Genomic DNA, 14,354 nt, shown 5'->3' on the forward strand with positions numbered 1-14,354 from the left:
GTGCCGCTCAGGACTCGCTCTTGCCTTGCACTTCTGCTACCACCCGCGCGTTGCGCTGGAAACTCCAGTAGGCGCCGGCCCAATCCATCATCACGACGATGCGATTGCGAAAGCCGATCAGGAAGTACGCATGCGCGAACAGCCAGAACAGCCACGCGAGCCGGCCGCTGAAGCGCAGCGGGCCGAAGGGCGTGCCCAGGTCGACCACGGCCGAGTTGCGGCCGATGGTGGCGAGGTTGCCGTAATCGGCATAGCGGAACGGCACCGTCGGCTGGCCCGCGATGCGGCGCAGGATGTTGGTGGCGGCTGCACGGCCCATCTGCTTGGCGCCGGGCGACACGCCGGGCACCGGTTTGGGCGGCTTGCCGGGCGCGTGGCTCATGGCGGCCGCGAGGTCGCCGACCACGCTGATCTCGGGATGGCCCGCCAGGCTCAGGTCGGGCTCGACCTTGATGCGGCCCGCGCGGTCGCACTCGACGCCGGTGGCAGTGCCCAGCATGCGGCCCAGCGGCGATGCCGCCACGCCGGCCGCCCACACCACGCAGCTGCTATCGATTCGGTAGCTCTCGACGGGTGCGCCGTCCGCGCCGCCGCCTGTCTGCACTTCGAGCCCGGTGGCGTCGATGGAGGTCACGCGCGCATTGAGCCGCACTTCGACACCCAGCTTCTCCAGCTGTTCGAGCGCCTTCCGGCTCAGCGATTCGGGCATGGCCTGCAGTACGCGCGGGCCGCCTTCAACCAGCAGCACCTGCGCGCTGCTGGGGTCGATGTGGCGGAACTCGCCCGACAGCGTGTGCTTGGCGATCTCGGCCAGCGTGCCGGCCATCTCGACGCCCGTGGGGCCGGCGCCGATCACCACGAAGGTGAGCAGGGCGCGGCGGTGCTCCAGGTCGGCCGTGATTTCGGCGCTTTCGAACGACAGCAGCACGCGGCGGCGGATCTCGAAGGCATCGGCCAGCGTCTTCAGCCCCGGCGCCACGGGCGCCCATTCGTCGTGCCCGAAATAGCTGTGCGTGGCGCCCGCCGCGACGATCAGGTGGTCGTACGGCACGCGGTCGCCGTTGGCCAGGTGCACGGACCGCGTCGCCGGGTCGATGCCGCCCACTTCGCCGAGCAGCGTCGTGATGTTCAACTGCTTGCGGAACAGCGCGCGCACCGGCGCCGCGATCGACGGCGCCGCCAGCCCCGCGGTCGCCACCTGGTACAGCAGCGGCTGGAACAGGTGGTGGTTGGTCTTGTCGATCACCGTCACGTCCACGTCGGCGTTCTGCAGCTTGCGCGTGGCTTCGAGCCCGCCGAATCCGCAGCCGACGATGACGACTTGGGGCCTGCCCGAGGGGTTGGTCGTTTGCATGCGGCGAATGATACGCAGCCGCCCTGCACGTGCTTCCATCTTGTGCCAAAGTGGCTGCCCTTTTTGCCGATGTGCTCGCGGCGGGCCGGCGGCGTTTTGTCCTACGCGCCGCCGCGGTCCGGATGGGCTACAACTTGCGGCTGACCCGACTGGAGATTCCATGACGCTTTCCCGGCCGATCACACAGGCGGCGAGCGCACTGCGCGACAGGTTTCGCGAGGTGCGTGCAGCGAGCCTGGCACTTGCCGCCCCGCTTTCCGCCGAAGACCAGTGCATCCAGTCCATGCCCGACGCGAGCCCGACCAAGTGGCACCTCGCGCACACCACGTGGTTCTTCGAGACCGTGCTGCTGCAGCCGCATGCGGCGGGCTACCAGCCTTTCGATGTGCGCTTTCACTATCTCTTCAACTCGTACTACGAGGCGCTGGGACCGCGCCACCCGCGCCCGCAGCGGGGCCTGCTGACGCGGCCGTCGGTGGACGAGGTGCATGCCTATCGCCGGCATGTGGACGAGGCGGTGATCGCGCTGCTGGAAGAGGACGGGCTCGACTGGGCCACCGTCGAGCCCATCGTCACGCTCGGGCTGAACCACGAGCAGCAGCACCAGGAACTGCTGCTCACCGACATCCTGCACGCGCTGTCATGCAATCCGCTGCTGCCGGCCTACAAGCCCGCCGGCGGGCCTGCGCTGCGGCTGGCCGCGGTGCCGCCGGCGATGCGCTGGCTCGCGCAACCCGGCGGCGTGGCCGAGGTGGGGCACGCGGGGCAGGGCTTTTCATTCGACAACGAGACGCCGCGCCACAAGGCCCTGCTGCAGCCCTATGCGATTGCCGATCGGCTGGTGAACTGCGGCGACTACGCGCAGTTCATCGCGGATGGCGGCTACCAGCGGCCCGAGCTCTGGCTGTCCGACGGCTGGGTCGCCGTGCAGGCGAACGGGTGGCGGCATCCGGCGTACTGGCTCGCGTCCGACGATCCGCGGCTGGGCTTCGGTTTGCAGCCGCAGGGCGCTGCGGGCTGGCATGTGTTCGGCCTGCATGGTGTGCGGCCGATGGAGGCCGATGCACCCGTCTCGCAGCTCAGTTTCTATGAAGCCGCCGCGTATGCCGAGTGGGCCGGCGCGCGGTTGCCGACCGAATTCGAATGGGAGGCCGCGTTCGACGCGCCCGGCATCGCGCAGATGGCCGGCCATGTCTGGCAGTGGACGCGTTCCTCGTACGACCCGTACCCCGGCTTCCGGCCGATGCCCGGCATCGCCGCCGAATACAACGGCAAGTTCATGGTGGGGCAACTGGTGTTGCGCGGTGGCAGCGTGCCCACGCCGGCGGGGCACACGCGGCCCAGCTACCGCAACTTCTTTCCGCCGGCGGCGCGCTGGCAGTTCTCGGGGCTGCGGCTCGCGAAAGACCTTTGATCATGCGCAATCCAACTTCCTCCTCCTCGTCGCTGTCGTTCGTGCCTGCCGCGAAGCCGCGCGCTTCGTCTGCGCCTGCAGCCGCCGCGCCGTTGTCCGAGTTCGGACGCGAGATGCAGGCCGGGCTCGCACGGTCGCCACGCCGCATTTCGCCGAAGTTTTTTTACGACGCGGCGGGCTCGCAGCTGTTCGACCGGATCTGCGAACTGCCGGAGTACTACCCGACGCGCACCGAGCTGCGCATCCTCGGCGAATGCGCGGGGGAGATCGCCGGGCAGATCGGGCCGAATGCGGAGATCGTGGAGTTCGGTGCGGGGTCGTTGACAAAGGTGCGGTTGCTGCTCGATGCGCTCGACTCGCCCAGGCGCTACCTGCCCATCGATATTTCCGGCGAGTATCTGGAGGCTGCTGCGCAGCGGCTGAAGGCCGACTATCCGGAGCTGGTGGTGCAGCCCATTGCCGCTGACTACACGATGCCCTTGGTGCTGCCCGCGCCCGTGGCGGGTGCCGGGCGGCGCGTCGGTTTTTTCCCGGGGTCGACGATCGGAAATTTCGAGCCTGAAGAGGCGCTGGCCTTCCTGCAGCTGGCTGCCCGGATGTTGCGTGGTGGAGGGCTCTTGATTGGCGTGGACCTGGTCAAGGATCCGGGGCGGCTGCATGCGGCTTACAACGATGCGCAAGGGGTGACTGCGGACTTCAACCTGAATCTCCTGCGGCGCGCCAATGCCGAGCTCGATGCGAACTTCGATCTTGACGGGTTTGCGCATGCGGCGTTCTACAACGCGCCTCGGCAGAGGATCGAGATGCATCTTGTGAGCCGGATGGCTCAGAGCGTTTCGCTGAATGGGGAGACGTTCGGGTTCGAGGAGGGCGAGACCATTCATACGGAGTACTCGCACAAGTTCACTGTTGAAGGGCTTCGTGCCTTGGCTGTTCGGGCTGGGTTTCGGCCTGGGGCTGTCTGGACGGATCCGGAGAAGCTTTTTAGTGTTCACTGGCTGGTTGCCTAGGTTTGCTTCCGGGGCCGGGACTCGCCCCGGCGGGCGACTCACTTTCTTTTGCTTCGCCAAAAGAAAGTAAGCAAAGAAAAGGCGACCCCACTGTCTGCGACCCTTCGCTTCGCTACGGGCAACCTGCGGTGCTCGCGTTTCGCGGGGTCTCGCCCAAACTCGCTTCGCTCAGACAAGGGCGAGCCCTGATCCGCGAAACACTCCGCTCCTCGGCGCAGCCAGAGGGGAGGGGAGCCCTCCCGGGCCTTTGCTTCGCTCGGCCACCAAGCCACCGCAGGCGCAACGCGCCTGCGGTGGCTTGGTACTGGTTTTGGGTATTGGCTGTTCCGGGGCCGAGCGCAGCGATGGCGCGTCTGGTTTTCAAGCCCTTCTGGCTGCGCCGAGGAGCGCAGACGTAGGCGGGATCAGGGCCGCAGCTGTTTGAGCGAAGCGAGTTCTGCGGACCCCCGCCTACGTCGAGCACCGCAGGTTGCCCGTAGCGAAGCGAAGGGACGCAGACAGTAGGGTCGCCTTTCTTTTGCCTACGTTTCTTTGGCGAAGCAAAGAAAAGTAGGTCGGCCGCCGGGCCGAGACCCGGCCCCGAAAAGAAAACCCCCAGACAGGGTAGATACAGCCACGAAGAAAGCGACTGTGCCAAGCAAACGGCACAATACCCCGGCCCCGTGCGGCAGCGCAACGGCCAGCGCCCCGCAACCCTCCCCCTGGAGCCAAGGACCATGAAAGCAACCTGGAACGGCGTCACCATCGCCGAAAGCGACGACACCGTGATCGTCGAAGGCAATCACTACTTCCCGATGAGCGCACTCAACCGCGACTACGTCACCTTCAGCAACCACAAGACCACCTGCCCCTGGAAGGGCTCGGCCAGCTACTACTCGCTGCTGGTCAACGGCGAGCTCCACACCGACGCCGCCTGGTACTACGCCGACCCCAAGCCCGAAGCCGAAGAGATCCGCGACCGCGTCGCGTTCTGGAAGGACGTGAAGGTCAGCGCGCAGTGACCACGGCCGCCTTCACTCCGCCGTTCATCGCCCCGGCCGAGCTGCCCGCCGCACTGCGCGAGCAAGGCTACGCGGTACTCAGTCCGCAGGGTGTGGCCGAATGGCTTGGCGCACCGATCGCGCAGCTCGATGCACTGCACGCCGACTGGAACGACCTCCCGCCCGACGACTACCTGAAGGACGGTGGCCGCTACCGCACTCGGCGCCACGCCTGCTTCACCATCGAAGCCGACGACTACGCCACGCTCACGCAAGTGCCGCACCGCGCGCACTGGCAGCCGGTCGAATACAACGCGCTGCACGGCGGCATGCAGCGCTGGTTTGCGCCGATGCTCGATGCCACCGTGGCGCAGCCCGTGTGGCAGCGGCTGCTGCGGCAGCTCGGCAAGGCCTGCAGCGACATGCGTGGCACGACACAGCAGCGCTGGTACGTGGAAGCGCACCAGTTCCGCATCGACACCGCCGGCGGCATCGGCCGGCCGACGCCCGAAGGTGCGCACCGCGATGGCGTCGATCTCGTGGCCGTGGCACTCGTCGGCAGGCACGGCATCAAGGGCGGCGAGACGCGCGTGTTCGAGGCCAATGGCCGCCGCGGCGAGCGCTTCACCATGACCGAACCCTGGACCCTGCTGCTGCTCGACGACGCGCGTGTGATCCATGAATCGACGCCGATCCAGCCGCTCGAGGAGGGCGGCGAAGGCTGGCGCGACACGCTCGTGATCACTTGCCGGGCCAAGGGTTTCCAGGGGGATTGACGCCCCGTTTCCCGTCGCTGCCTTGAGTCCTACAGGTTCCCTCCGGCATCGGGGTTAAATTCGGGGCCCGGCTCGACGGTGAGTCGTGTCTGTCTGCGACGAAAGCGAGGTCCCGCCATGTTCAATCACATCCTGGTTCCGATCGACGGCTCCGAAACTTCCATGCTCGCCGTCAGCAAGGCCAGCGGCCTCGCGCTGGCTTTCGGTAGCCGCATCACGTTGATTCACGTGATCGACAACTATCCCTTCATCGGTGTGGGCGCGGACTACGCGCTCGGCCAGAACGAATACCTCGCTGCAGCCACTGCCAGTGCCAATGCGGCGCTCGCGCGCGGCGTGGCGGCCCTGGCGGCCGAAGGCCTGCACAGCGACCAGCGCGTGATCGACGGCCACGTGGTGCACGAAGGCATCGTCGACACGGCCATCGCCATCGCGGCCGACCTGATCGTGATGGGCTCGCACGGCCGCAGCGGCATCGAGAAACTGCTGCTGGGCAGCGTGACACAGCGCGTGCTGCAGGACGCCAACATGCCCGTGCTGGTCGTCAAGGGCGGCTGATCGCTCGGGAGACGATGAAATCGGGCGGCCGATTGAAGCAAAGGTCCTGCTGCGTCACCGGGTGCACGAATCCCAATTCGCTCGCATGCAGCAACAGGCGCGGCGCACGCGCCTGCAGGGCGGCATCGCCGTACAGCGCATCGCCGAGGATCGGATGGCCGATCGACAGCAGGTGCACGCGCAGCTGATGCGAGCGGCCCGTCAGTGGCTCCAGCAGCACGTGGGTCGCCGCGGGCTCGCCGGGTAGCAGCGACACCGCCTTCCACCGCGTGACGCTGGGCTTGCCCGCAGGATCGATCTTCTGCAGCGGCCGGCGCGGCCAGTCGGCCATCAGCGGCGCGTCGATCAGCGACCAGTCTTCCCGCACCGGCATCGCACCATCGACGACGGCTTCATAGCGCTTGTGCACCCGACGCTCGGCAAAGGCCGCGCTCAGCGCGCGCTGCATGGCGATGCCGCGTGCCATCACCACCAGCCCGCTCGTGCCCATGTCGAGGCGGTGCACGATCAGCGCGTCGGGCCACTGACGCATTGCACGCGTGCTCAGGCAATCCTGCTTGTCCTCGCCGCGGCCGGGCACGCAGAGCAGGCCGGCGGGCTTGTCGAACACCAGCAGGTAGGGGTCTTCGTGGAGGGGGTGCAGGAGCGGCGGCGCGGTCATGGATGCCGCCGAGTGTAGAGAGCCCATTGCAGGCCCGTTTTGGCCCTCTCACGCCGCGCTCATGAAGCCTCGGCTATCCTCGAACGAATGTCCGGCCCCGCCCCTGTTTCCGCTTCCTCCCCCGACGCCGCAGCCATTTCCTCAGGCGCCGCGGTTTCTTCCCCCGGCTTTTCCGACCTGACGCGCGAGCGTCCGTTCATGCAGATGTGGACGGCGCGGCTGTTCGGCACAGCCGCCTCGCAGATGCTGCTGGTGGCCATCGGCTGGCACATGTACGAACTCACCGGCAGCGCCTGGGACCTGGGCCTCGTGGGCCTCTACCAGTTCGTGCCCGCGCTGCTGCTGGCGCTGCTGGCCGGCCACGTCGTCGACCGCCACCATCGCGGGCGCATCGTGGCGGCCTGTTTCGCGGTGCAGGGGCTGGTGGCGCTCGCGCTGCTGCTGGCGGTGCTGGAGAAGCACGACACGCGTGGCCTGCTGCTGGGGCTGTCTCTGGTGCTGGGCGCAGTGCGCGCCTTCCAGATGCCGGCACAGCAGGCGCTGACGCCGCTGCTGGTGCCGCCCGCCATGCTGTCGCGCGCGATGGCCTTCAGCTCGGCCGGCATGCAGGGCGCAATCATCGGCGGGCCTGCTCTCGGCGGGCTGCTGTTCGTGGCGGGCATGGCGGTGGTCTACGGCGCCAGCGTGGCGTTCTTCGCGATCGCCTGCGCGCTTGTTCTGCGGCTGCGCTATGCCTACACGCCGGCCGCGCGCGAACCGGTCACGCTGGCCACGGTGTTCGCGGGCGTCGATTTCATCTGGAAGCGCAAGCCCGTGCTCGGCGCAGTCTCGCTCGACCTGTTCGCGGTGCTGCTGGGCGGTGCGGTGGCGCTGCTGCCGATCTACGCCAAGGACATCCTGCACACGGGGCCCTGGGGGCTCGGCCTGCTGCGCAGCGCGCCGGCGGTGGGCGCGCTGGTGATGTCCATTGCGCTCACGCGCCGGCCGGTCGAGCGCAACGTGGGGCGCACGCTGCTGCTGGCCGTGGGGCTCTTCGGGGTGTGCATGGTGGTGTTCGGCATTTCGAAGAGCTTCGTCGTCTCGCTGATCGCGCTGGCGGTCTCGGGCGGCGCCGACATGGTCAACGTGGTGATCCGCCAGACGCTGGTGCAGCTCGAGACGCCCGATGCCATGCGCGGGCGGGTGAGCGCGGTCAACTCGATCTTCATCGGCGCGAGCAACCAGCTCGGCGAGTTCGAGTCGGGCGCCACGGCGGCGTTGCTCGGGCCGGTCGGCTCGGTGGTGGTGGGGGGCGTGGGGACGATGCTGGTCGCGCTGACGTGGTTCAAGCTGTTCCCGTCGCTGGCGCAGCGGGACCGGCTGGTGGTGGCGGCGCCTTCCGTCAGGCCTCCGCCCGCCTAATCCGCGAACAGGGCGCGAGCGGCGGGCACGTCGAGCGTCAGGTCGCCCAGCGCCTGTGCCACGCAGGGCAGGATCCAGCCCTCGGCCTTTTCCTCGGCGCTCAGGCCGGGCCATTCGATGGTGTGGCGGGTTTCGCCGGACAGCCGCTGGCAGATGCAGGTGCGGCAGGTGCCGTTGCGGCACGAGCTCGGCAGTTCGATGCCGGCTTCTTCGGCGGCCTTCAGGAGCGTGGTGGCGGCGTCGGTCTCGAAGTCGAGGCCCGAGGGCTCGAGTCGGACCTTCATGGCTGCGGCGGCGGTTCCTGTTGCTGCTGCTCGCGGCGTTGCTCGCGCAGCATGAAGAGGTACAGGCTCTCGACCTTCTCGCGCGCCCACGGCGTCTTGCGCAGGAACTTGAGGCTGGAGCTCACGCTCGGGTCGAGCGTGAAGCAACGGATGGGCACGAGCTCGCTCAGGTGCTCCCATCCGTAGTAATCGACCAGCGCCGTGACGATGGCCTCCAGCGTCAACCCGTGCAACGGGTTGCGTGGCTGGGCCTTTTTGGCCGCGGGAGCTGGCGCTTCGCCGGTCACTTGTTCTTGAGCTTGCCGCGGGGGATCACGGCGGTGGTGATCGTGCGCACGGGCTCGATGCCGCCGGTGCCCACGGGCTTGGGTGGCGAAGTGTCCTTCTTCGGTTTCTTCGCTTCCTTGGTGGTGCGTTGCTGACCCTTGGCCATGTCGAATTCTCCTGTTGTTGCGACGGATGCAGCAGGCAGTTTAGCGGTGCGGCGACAATACGCGGTTCCATCCGATTTCCCGCATTCATGTCAGATTACGAAGTTCGCCCCGCCACCCTGCGCGACGCCAAGGCCGTTGCCGAGGTCCACGCCCTGTCCGCCAAGGCCGCCTACGAAGGCATCCTCCCCGAAGAAGAGCTGCGCATGCTGGCCCCGGCCTCGCGCGAAGCCAAGTGGCGCGAAGCCATCGAATTCAGCGAACCCCAGGTGCACGTGGCCACTCTCGACGGCCAGGTCGTCGGCTTCGTCGGCTTCGACCGCTCGCGCGACCCCAAGACGCCGCCCACCACCGGCGAGATCTGGGCGATCTACGTCAAGCCCGAGCATTGGGGCAAGGGCGTGGGCGTGGCCCTGTGGGACGCCGCGCGCGAAGGCCTGGAAGAAGAGGGCTGCACGACGGTCACCATCTGGGTGCCGATCCGCAACGATCGCGCCATGCGCTTCCACGAACTCGCGGGCTTCAAGCGCGAGATGAAGACCGCCAAGACCACCGCCCTGGGCACGGTGCGCGTCGAGGAAATCCGCCTCAAGCGCGACGTTTCCTGACATGGACGCCGGCAGCAGCACCCTCGGCCACGCCGCGCGCGTGCGATCGCACCAGCGCCGCACCGCCGCCGTGCAATGGATTCGCCGCACGCATGGCTGGTTCGGCCTGTGGGGTGCGGTGCTGGGGCTGCTGTTCGGTTTCAGCGGCATCTGGCTCAACCACCGCAACGTGCTGAAGCTGCCGCAGGCCCAGGAGCGCACGCGCGCCCAGCTGGCACTGCCCGATCCGGTGCCGGCAACGCCCGAGGCGATGAGCCTGTGGCTGCAGGGTGCGCTGCGCATGAGCGGCCCGCCCAGCTCCTCCCGCATCGAACCGGCCAAGCCCGTTGCCTGGGCCGACAAGAGCGACAAGAGCGACACGGGCGGCAAGAGCGCCCCGGCGCTCATGCAGCCGGCGCATTGGGTGTTCAACTTCGGCGGCCCCAACGAGATCGTGCAGGCCGAGTACTGGCAGGGCAACCGCTCGGTCGGCGTCGCCACCACGCACAACGGCTTCGTCGCCACGCTCACCAACATGCACAAGGGCGGCAGCATGCCGCTGCCGTGGATCCTGCTGGTCGACACGCTGGCCGGCAGCCTGATCTTCCTGTCGATCTCGGGCGTGGCGCTGTGGATGCTCACGCACCGCCGCCGCCGCGTGGGCCTGGCGCTGTTCGGCGTGTCGCTGGCCGCGATGCTCGCCATTGCGATCGGCGCTCTCTGATTCGCCGGCAAGCTCGCATGCCGGCCCCCGTTCAGGGCGACCGCGTACGGTTATTGCCGAGGGCGGGTAACGGCTGCGGATAAGCTCGCCGCTTCTTTTTCAGCCCGAACTTTGCCCATGGCCACCAGCCTGCTCCTGCTGCTCGACGACATCGCGACCGTTCTCGACGACGTGTCGGTCCTCACCAAGGTCGCCGCCAAGAAAACGGCCGGCGTGCTGGGCGACGACCTTGCGCTCAATGCGCAGCAGGTGTCCGGCGTCAAGGCCGAGCGCGAGATTCCGGTGGTGTGGGCCGTGTGCAAGGGCTCCTTCGTCAACAAGGCCATCCTCGTGCCCGCGGCGCTCGCCATCGGCACCTGGCTGCCGTGGCTGGTGACGCCGCTGTTGATGGTGGGCGGTGCGTTCCTGTGCTTCGAAGGTACCGAGAAGCTCGCGCACAAGTTCCTGCACAAGAAGGAGCACGAAGCCGACACCCAGCGCCACGAGAAGGCCGTGGCCGACGCCTCGGTCGACGTCGTCGCGATGGAGAAGGACAAGATCAAGGGAGCGGTGCGCACCGACTTCATCCTCTCGGCCGAGATCATCGCCATCACGCTGGGCACCGTGCAGGGCCAGCCTTTCACGACTCAGCTGAGCGTGCTGGTCGGCATCGCGCTGATCATGACCATCGGCGTCTACGGCCTCGTGGCCGGCATCGTGAAGCTCGACGACGCGGGCCTCTACCTGAGCCAGCGCGCCAGCGCCGCATCGCGCGCCCTGGGCCGCGGCATCCTGGCTGCGGCGCCTTGGCTCATGAAGGCGCTGTCGGTGGCCGGCACGGCCGCGATGTTCCTTGTCGGCGGCGGCATCCTGGTGCACGGTGTGCCGGCGCTGGGCCATGCGGTCGAAGACTGGGCCACGGCCACGGGCGGCGTGTTCGGCACGCTGGGCTCGATGGGCGTGAACGCCGGTGTCGGCGTCGTGGCCGGCGCCATCGTGCTGGCCGTGGTGGAGCTGGTCGGCAAGCTGCGCGGCAAGAAGGCCTGAGAGGCCAGGTTGTTGGCTACTGGCGCGGCTTGCCGCGCTTCACCAGCTCGACCGCGATCAACGCCACGCCGAGCACCACCGCGAACCAGCCGACCAGATAGGCCCCCGCCACCATCTCGAACCAGCGCGTGCCCTGCAGGAAGCGCGGCCCCAGCAGAACGGCGGCGCCGATCACGAGGCAGAGGATGCCGCGTTCGAGCGTGCGGAGTTGTCGTTTGGGTTGCGCCATGGCTTCTTCGTTCGGGGGAGTGTGGGTCGATCAGTGCGTCATTGTCCCGCGCATCGCGGCCGGATGGCCCTGCAGCGGAAACGACTTGCCCGTCGGCACCAGCGTGTCGCCTTCGAGCCGCAAGATCGTGATGTCCTGGTCGATGAAGTTGCCCACGTAGAGGTACTTGCCATCGGCGCTCCACACCGCGCCCTCGGGCAGGCCACGCACCTCCACCTCGTTGGCGCGCGTGACCTTCTTGCCGTCGATCTTCAGCAGCACCACCGAGCCGTTGCGGTTGTAGAAGTAAGCGCTCTTCGACGCGTTGCTGCCGCGCAGGATCACAGCCACCGCATGCCTGCCGGTCGGGCTCACGGCCAGGCCCTCGGGGCCGTCGCCCACCACCACCTTGTCGATCACGCGCGGCGGCGCGGCTTCGAGGTCGACCACGCTCACGGTGTCGACCTGGCCGTCGGAGGCGCCAGAGTTGCCGTTGTCGGCCGTGAGCGCGAGCTTGCCGTCGGGCGTTACGTCGACGTTGTAGGGCCACAGGCCCGCCATGAGATCGACCTTGTTGTAGCTGACCTTCTCGCCGTTCACGTCGAGCAGCGCGATCTTGTGGCTCGGAAACTTGGCGGCCAGCGCGCGCTTGCCATCGGGCGTGAAGCGCACGTGCGCCACCGAATCGCCCATGGCCACGGTGTCGATCAGCGTCACTTTCTTGCCCGCGATGCGCAGCACGCTCACCGAGTTGTCGGCGCGGTTGGCCACCAGCGCGAGGTTGCCCGCGCGGTTGATCGACAGGCCCGAGGGCTGCTTGCCGACCTGCAGCGTGTCGAGCAGCCTGGGCGGCGTGGTGGTCAGGTCGATCATGAAGAGACGGTTGTCAGGCACCTGCTTGCGCGCGCCGTTCTCCTCGACCACGTTGAGCGAGTTGGCGACCAGCGCCAGCGTTTCGCCGGGCGTGATCGCGAGGTTGGTCGGCGGCCCGGCGATGGTGTTGTCCAGCTGCAGCGTGCCCAGTACCTTGGGCGCCAGCGGGTCGGTGCCGATGTCGAGCACCTGCACCGTGTCGCGCCCCATCGGGCCGAGGGCCACGACGCCGGCGGCGTTCCACGACTGCTTCTCGTCGTTGGCGACCAGCATCAGCTGGCGCTGCGGCACGGTGGGGGGGATGTTTGTGCAGCCGGCAAGCACTGCAAGGGCGGCGGCCAGGGCGGGGGCCGCGAGCGCGGCGGGGCGGAACTTCATGTTGTCTGTCTCCGGTGTTGTTGTGCGCGCATGGTAGCGAACGGCGCGGCTTCGTCGCCAGGCCTGCGCCCGGCACAATCGATCGATCCACTCCCCGGGGCCCACATGACCATCGAGATACCGAAAGAAGCGCGCCAGCAGGCCATCACCTCCATCGAGCGCTACTTCCGCGAGAACATGGAGGAGCCGATCGGCAATATCGCGGCCGGCGCGCTGCTCGGCTTCTTCCTCGAAGAGGTCGGCCCGCTCGTCTACAACAAGGCCGTGGCGGATGTGCAGGAGCGCCTGCAGTCGCGCATCTCGGAGGTCGACCTCGAAGTGCACGAGGACGAATTCCAGTATTGGCGCAAGTACGACAAGCAGAAAAAGGGAAGGTAGGGCGTCGCGTCCGCGCATCGCCGCGCATTCAGGAGTGCTTCAAAACGTTGCAAAATTCGAAGCCATGCATCTCCACCGCACCTCTCCACGTTCCGCGCTCACCTCCGCTCTGCGCGCCCTTGCCGCCTTGCCTCTCGTGCTAGCTGCGTCCCTCGCCACCGCGCAGCAGGAGCCGTCCAGCTTTCCGCTGGATTCGGTCGGGTACCTGAACGAGGAGCTGCCTCGCATGGAAGCCGCCATCGCCGCGAGGGACCGCAGCTTCTTCCACGGCGCGATGGTCCGCACGGTGCAGTTCTCGGAACGCTGGGGCTTCAAGGTCAAGGCCAACCCCGATCTCGCGGCCTACCCGATGTGCACGTCGGCGGTGATGGACTACGTGGTTGTCGGCATGTGCAGGCTCACGCCTTCCGACGAGTGCGAACCGGGGCTGGCCTCGCGCTTCGATGCCAATGTGCAGCGCTGCCGCGAAGCGGCCGCGAAAAAGTAGACGAAAGAAAGAGACACCCGCCATGGACTACGCCCGCTACCAGACCCTCGCCATCACGCGCCGAGGTGCGAATGGCGCGGTGCTCGACATCCAGATGCGGGCCGCCAACGGCAAGCTGCCCACGGCGGGCCATGACGGCCACCGCGAGCTGGCCGAAATCTGGCGCGACGTGTCGGCCGACGACAGCGTGCGCTGCGCGGTGCTGCGGGGCGAAGGCCAGGGCTTCTCGGGCGGCGGCGACCTCGCGATGGTGCAGGACATGACCACCGACGACGCGGTGCGCCAGCGCGTGTGGCGCGAGGCGCGCGACCTCGTCTACAACATCATTAACTGCGACAAGCCCATCGTCAGCGCCATGCACGGCCCGGCCGTGGGCGCGGGGCTGGTGGCGGGGCTGCTGGCCGACATTTCCATCGCCGCGAAGAACGCGAAGATCGTCGACGGCCACACGCGCCTGGGCGTGGCGGCGGGCGACCATGCGGCCATCGTCTGGCCGCTGCTGTGCGGCATGGCCAAGGCCAAGTACCACCTGCTGCTGTGCGAGCCGGTGAGTGGCGAGGAGGCCGAGCGCATCGGCCTCGTGTCGCTCGCGGTGGAGGAGGCCGAACTGCTGCCGCGCGCCTACGAGGTGGCCGACCGGCTCGCAGCCGGCAGCCAGAGCGCCATCCGCCTGACCAAGTACGCGCTGAACAACTGGCTGCGCCAGGCCGGCCCGACCTTCGATGCCTCGCTGGCGCTCGAATTCATGGGCTTTGCGGGCGCCGACGTGCGCGAGGGCGTGGCCTCGCTGCGCGAGCGGCGCGCGCCGGACTTCGGCTGACAGG

The 14,354-nt window shown here is 68.1% G+C and carries 19 protein-coding genes; 12 read left to right on the plus strand and 7 right to left on the minus strand.

Annotated features, from left to right (window positions below):
* Nucleotides 1-7 precede the first annotated feature (7 nt).
* Nucleotides 8-1,354, minus strand: coding sequence for an NAD(P)/FAD-dependent oxidoreductase (locus tag ACEOAB_RS08135; protein WP_413748801.1), 1,347 nt, complete (start codon nucleotides 1,352-1,354; stop codon nucleotides 8-10).
* A 160-nt stretch (nucleotides 1,355-1,514) separates the two neighbouring features.
* Between ACEOAB_RS08135 and egtB the strand changes: the two genes are divergently transcribed.
* The 5 genes from egtB to ACEOAB_RS08160 all read left to right on the plus strand — a co-directional run bounded on the left by egtB (nucleotide 1,515) and on the right by ACEOAB_RS08160 (nucleotide 6,092).
* Nucleotides 1,515-2,768, plus strand: a complete 1,254-nt coding sequence (gene egtB, locus ACEOAB_RS08140) for an ergothioneine biosynthesis protein EgtB (protein ID WP_495653589.1) — start codon at nucleotides 1,515-1,517, stop codon at nucleotides 2,766-2,768.
* Between the two features lie 113 nt (nucleotides 2,769-2,881).
* Nucleotides 2,882-3,778: an L-histidine N(alpha)-methyltransferase gene (gene egtD / locus ACEOAB_RS08145; RefSeq protein ID WP_413748803.1), complete on the plus strand. Its 897-nt coding sequence runs from the start codon at nucleotides 2,882-2,884 to the stop codon at nucleotides 3,776-3,778.
* A gap of 716 nt (nucleotides 3,779-4,494) precedes the next feature.
* Nucleotides 4,495-4,779 (plus strand): DUF427 domain-containing protein, encoded by a 285-nt coding sequence (locus tag ACEOAB_RS08150; RefSeq protein WP_056587596.1) that lies wholly within the window; start codon nucleotides 4,495-4,497, stop codon nucleotides 4,777-4,779.
* Nucleotides 4,776-5,534 (plus strand): 2OG-Fe dioxygenase family protein, encoded by a 759-nt coding sequence (locus ACEOAB_RS08155; protein WP_413749333.1) that lies wholly within the window; start codon nucleotides 4,776-4,778, stop codon nucleotides 5,532-5,534. The genes ACEOAB_RS08150 and ACEOAB_RS08155 overlap by 4 nt, the downstream gene beginning before the upstream one ends.
* A gap of 117 nt (nucleotides 5,535-5,651) precedes the next feature.
* Nucleotides 5,652-6,092 (plus strand): universal stress protein, encoded by a 441-nt coding sequence (locus ACEOAB_RS08160; RefSeq protein WP_007833935.1) that lies wholly within the window; start codon nucleotides 5,652-5,654, stop codon nucleotides 6,090-6,092.
* Here ACEOAB_RS08160 and ACEOAB_RS08165 read toward each other — a convergent pair.
* Nucleotides 6,079-6,753, minus strand: coding sequence for an RluA family pseudouridine synthase (locus ACEOAB_RS08165; RefSeq protein ID WP_413749334.1), 675 nt, complete (start codon nucleotides 6,751-6,753; stop codon nucleotides 6,079-6,081). The two genes, ACEOAB_RS08160 and ACEOAB_RS08165, sit on opposite strands and share 14 nt — an antisense overlap.
* Nucleotides 6,754-6,840: 87 nt before the next feature.
* On the opposite strand from ACEOAB_RS08165, the gene ACEOAB_RS08170 reads away from it, so the two are divergent.
* Complete coding sequence (locus ACEOAB_RS08170) at nucleotides 6,841-8,154, plus strand: MFS transporter (RefSeq protein WP_495653590.1); 1,314 nt, start codon at nucleotides 6,841-6,843, stop codon at nucleotides 8,152-8,154.
* On the opposite strand, the gene ACEOAB_RS08175 is transcribed toward ACEOAB_RS08170, so the two are convergent.
* From ACEOAB_RS08175 to ACEOAB_RS08185, 3 genes are read right to left on the minus strand one after another with little or no spacing between them, the layout of a single operon-like run.
* The gene (locus ACEOAB_RS08175; RefSeq protein WP_413749335.1) at nucleotides 8,151-8,438 is read right to left on the minus strand and encodes a 2Fe-2S iron-sulfur cluster-binding protein; all 288 of its coding nucleotides are present in this window, start codon (nucleotides 8,436-8,438) and stop codon (nucleotides 8,151-8,153) included. The genes ACEOAB_RS08170 and ACEOAB_RS08175 overlap by 4 nt on opposite strands.
* On the minus strand, nucleotides 8,435-8,725 hold the full coding sequence (locus tag ACEOAB_RS08180; protein ID WP_413749336.1) for a VF530 family protein: 291 nt from the start codon (nucleotides 8,723-8,725) through the stop codon (nucleotides 8,435-8,437). Before ACEOAB_RS08180 ends, ACEOAB_RS08175 begins: the two co-directional genes overlap by 4 nt.
* Nucleotides 8,722-8,871 carry a hypothetical protein gene (locus ACEOAB_RS08185; RefSeq protein WP_165403194.1) on the minus strand — a complete coding sequence of 50 codons (150 nt, stop codon included), beginning with the start codon at nucleotides 8,869-8,871 and terminating at the stop codon, nucleotides 8,722-8,724. The genes ACEOAB_RS08180 and ACEOAB_RS08185 overlap by 4 nt, the downstream gene beginning before the upstream one ends.
* 87 nt (nucleotides 8,872-8,958) lie before the next feature.
* Here ACEOAB_RS08185 and ACEOAB_RS08190 point away from each other — a divergent pair, with 87 nt between their 5' ends.
* From ACEOAB_RS08190 to ACEOAB_RS08200, 3 genes are all read left to right on the plus strand, one after another.
* The gene (locus ACEOAB_RS08190; protein WP_056587609.1) at nucleotides 8,959-9,477 is read left to right on the plus strand and encodes a GNAT family N-acetyltransferase; all 519 of its coding nucleotides are present in this window, start codon (nucleotides 8,959-8,961) and stop codon (nucleotides 9,475-9,477) included.
* Nucleotide 9,478: 1 nt separating this feature from the next.
* Entirely contained in the window at nucleotides 9,479-10,180 is a 702-nt protein-coding gene (locus ACEOAB_RS08195) for a PepSY-associated TM helix domain-containing protein (protein WP_413749337.1), read from the plus strand.
* A gap of 117 nt (nucleotides 10,181-10,297) precedes the next feature.
* Nucleotides 10,298-11,206 (plus strand): DUF808 domain-containing protein, encoded by a 909-nt coding sequence (locus tag ACEOAB_RS08200; RefSeq protein WP_413749338.1) that lies wholly within the window; start codon nucleotides 10,298-10,300, stop codon nucleotides 11,204-11,206.
* A gap of 16 nt (nucleotides 11,207-11,222) precedes the next feature.
* Here the strand turns inward: ACEOAB_RS08200 and ACEOAB_RS08205 are convergent, their stop codons facing one another.
* Together ACEOAB_RS08205 and ACEOAB_RS08210 are read right to left on the minus strand one after the other, a co-directional pair.
* Entirely contained in the window at nucleotides 11,223-11,435 is a 213-nt protein-coding gene (locus tag ACEOAB_RS08205) for a hypothetical protein (RefSeq protein ID WP_056587618.1), read from the minus strand.
* 30 nt (nucleotides 11,436-11,465) lie between these two features.
* Nucleotides 11,466-12,665, minus strand: a complete 1,200-nt coding sequence (locus tag ACEOAB_RS08210) for a YncE family protein (RefSeq protein ID WP_495653591.1) — start codon at nucleotides 12,663-12,665, stop codon at nucleotides 11,466-11,468.
* Between the two features lie 105 nt (nucleotides 12,666-12,770).
* Between ACEOAB_RS08210 and ACEOAB_RS08215 the strand changes: the two genes are divergently transcribed.
* From ACEOAB_RS08215 to ACEOAB_RS08225, 3 genes are all read left to right on the plus strand, one after another.
* Nucleotides 12,771-13,043 carry a DUF2164 domain-containing protein gene (locus ACEOAB_RS08215; protein ID WP_007833887.1) on the plus strand — a complete coding sequence of 91 codons (273 nt, stop codon included), beginning with the start codon at nucleotides 12,771-12,773 and terminating at the stop codon, nucleotides 13,041-13,043.
* Between the two features lie 136 nt (nucleotides 13,044-13,179).
* On the plus strand, nucleotides 13,180-13,530 hold the full coding sequence (locus ACEOAB_RS08220) for a hypothetical protein (protein ID WP_413749352.1): 351 nt from the start codon (nucleotides 13,180-13,182) through the stop codon (nucleotides 13,528-13,530).
* Between the two features lie 22 nt (nucleotides 13,531-13,552).
* Nucleotides 13,553-14,350, plus strand: a complete 798-nt coding sequence (locus ACEOAB_RS08225) for an enoyl-CoA hydratase/isomerase family protein (RefSeq protein ID WP_413749340.1) — start codon at nucleotides 13,553-13,555, stop codon at nucleotides 14,348-14,350.
* The last annotated feature ends 4 nt before the right edge of the window (nucleotides 14,351-14,354 follow it).

The sequence above is a fragment of the Variovorax sp. Varisp53 genome (genome assembly GCF_059491555.1).

What these genes read in the sequence shown, in the direction of transcription:
- ACEOAB_RS08195 (WP_413749337.1), top strand. Translation starts at nt 9,479, where the DNA reads ATGGACGCCGGCAGCAGCACCCTCGGCCACGCCGCGCGCGTGCGATCG.
- ACEOAB_RS08170 (WP_495653590.1), top strand. Translation starts at nt 6,841, where the DNA reads ATGTCCGGCCCCGCCCCTGTTTCCGCTTCCTCCCCCGACGCCGCAGCC.
- ACEOAB_RS08225 (WP_413749340.1), top strand. Translation starts at nt 13,553, where the DNA reads ATGGACTACGCCCGCTACCAGACCCTCGCCATCACGCGCCGAGGTGCG.
- ACEOAB_RS08200 (WP_413749338.1), top strand. Translation starts at nt 10,298, where the DNA reads ATGGCCACCAGCCTGCTCCTGCTGCTCGACGACATCGCGACCGTTCTC.
- egtB (WP_495653589.1), top strand. Translation starts at nt 1,515, where the DNA reads ATGACGCTTTCCCGGCCGATCACACAGGCGGCGAGCGCACTGCGCGAC.
- ACEOAB_RS08185 (WP_165403194.1), bottom strand. Translation starts at nt 8,871, where the DNA reads ATGGCCAAGGGTCAGCAACGCACCACCAAGGAAGCGAAGAAACCGAAG.
- ACEOAB_RS08160 (WP_007833935.1), top strand. Translation starts at nt 5,652, where the DNA reads ATGTTCAATCACATCCTGGTTCCGATCGACGGCTCCGAAACTTCCATG.
- ACEOAB_RS08205 (WP_056587618.1), bottom strand. Translation starts at nt 11,435, where the DNA reads ATGGCGCAACCCAAACGACAACTCCGCACGCTCGAACGCGGCATCCTC.
- ACEOAB_RS08150 (WP_056587596.1), top strand. Translation starts at nt 4,495, where the DNA reads ATGAAAGCAACCTGGAACGGCGTCACCATCGCCGAAAGCGACGACACC.
- ACEOAB_RS08175 (WP_413749335.1), bottom strand. Translation starts at nt 8,438, where the DNA reads ATGAAGGTCCGACTCGAGCCCTCGGGCCTCGACTTCGAGACCGACGCC.
- ACEOAB_RS08165 (WP_413749334.1), bottom strand. Translation starts at nt 6,753, where the DNA reads ATGACCGCGCCGCCGCTCCTGCACCCCCTCCACGAAGACCCCTACCTG.
- ACEOAB_RS08135 (WP_413748801.1), bottom strand. Translation starts at nt 1,354, where the DNA reads ATGCAAACGACCAACCCCTCGGGCAGGCCCCAAGTCGTCATCGTCGGC.
- ACEOAB_RS08215 (WP_007833887.1), top strand. Translation starts at nt 12,771, where the DNA reads ATGACCATCGAGATACCGAAAGAAGCGCGCCAGCAGGCCATCACCTCC.
- ACEOAB_RS08210 (WP_495653591.1), bottom strand. Translation starts at nt 12,665, where the DNA reads ATGAAGTTCCGCCCCGCCGCGCTCGCGGCCCCCGCCCTGGCCGCCGCC.
- egtD (WP_413748803.1), top strand. Translation starts at nt 2,882, where the DNA reads ATGCAGGCCGGGCTCGCACGGTCGCCACGCCGCATTTCGCCGAAGTTT.
- ACEOAB_RS08190 (WP_056587609.1), top strand. Translation starts at nt 8,959, where the DNA reads ATGTCAGATTACGAAGTTCGCCCCGCCACCCTGCGCGACGCCAAGGCC.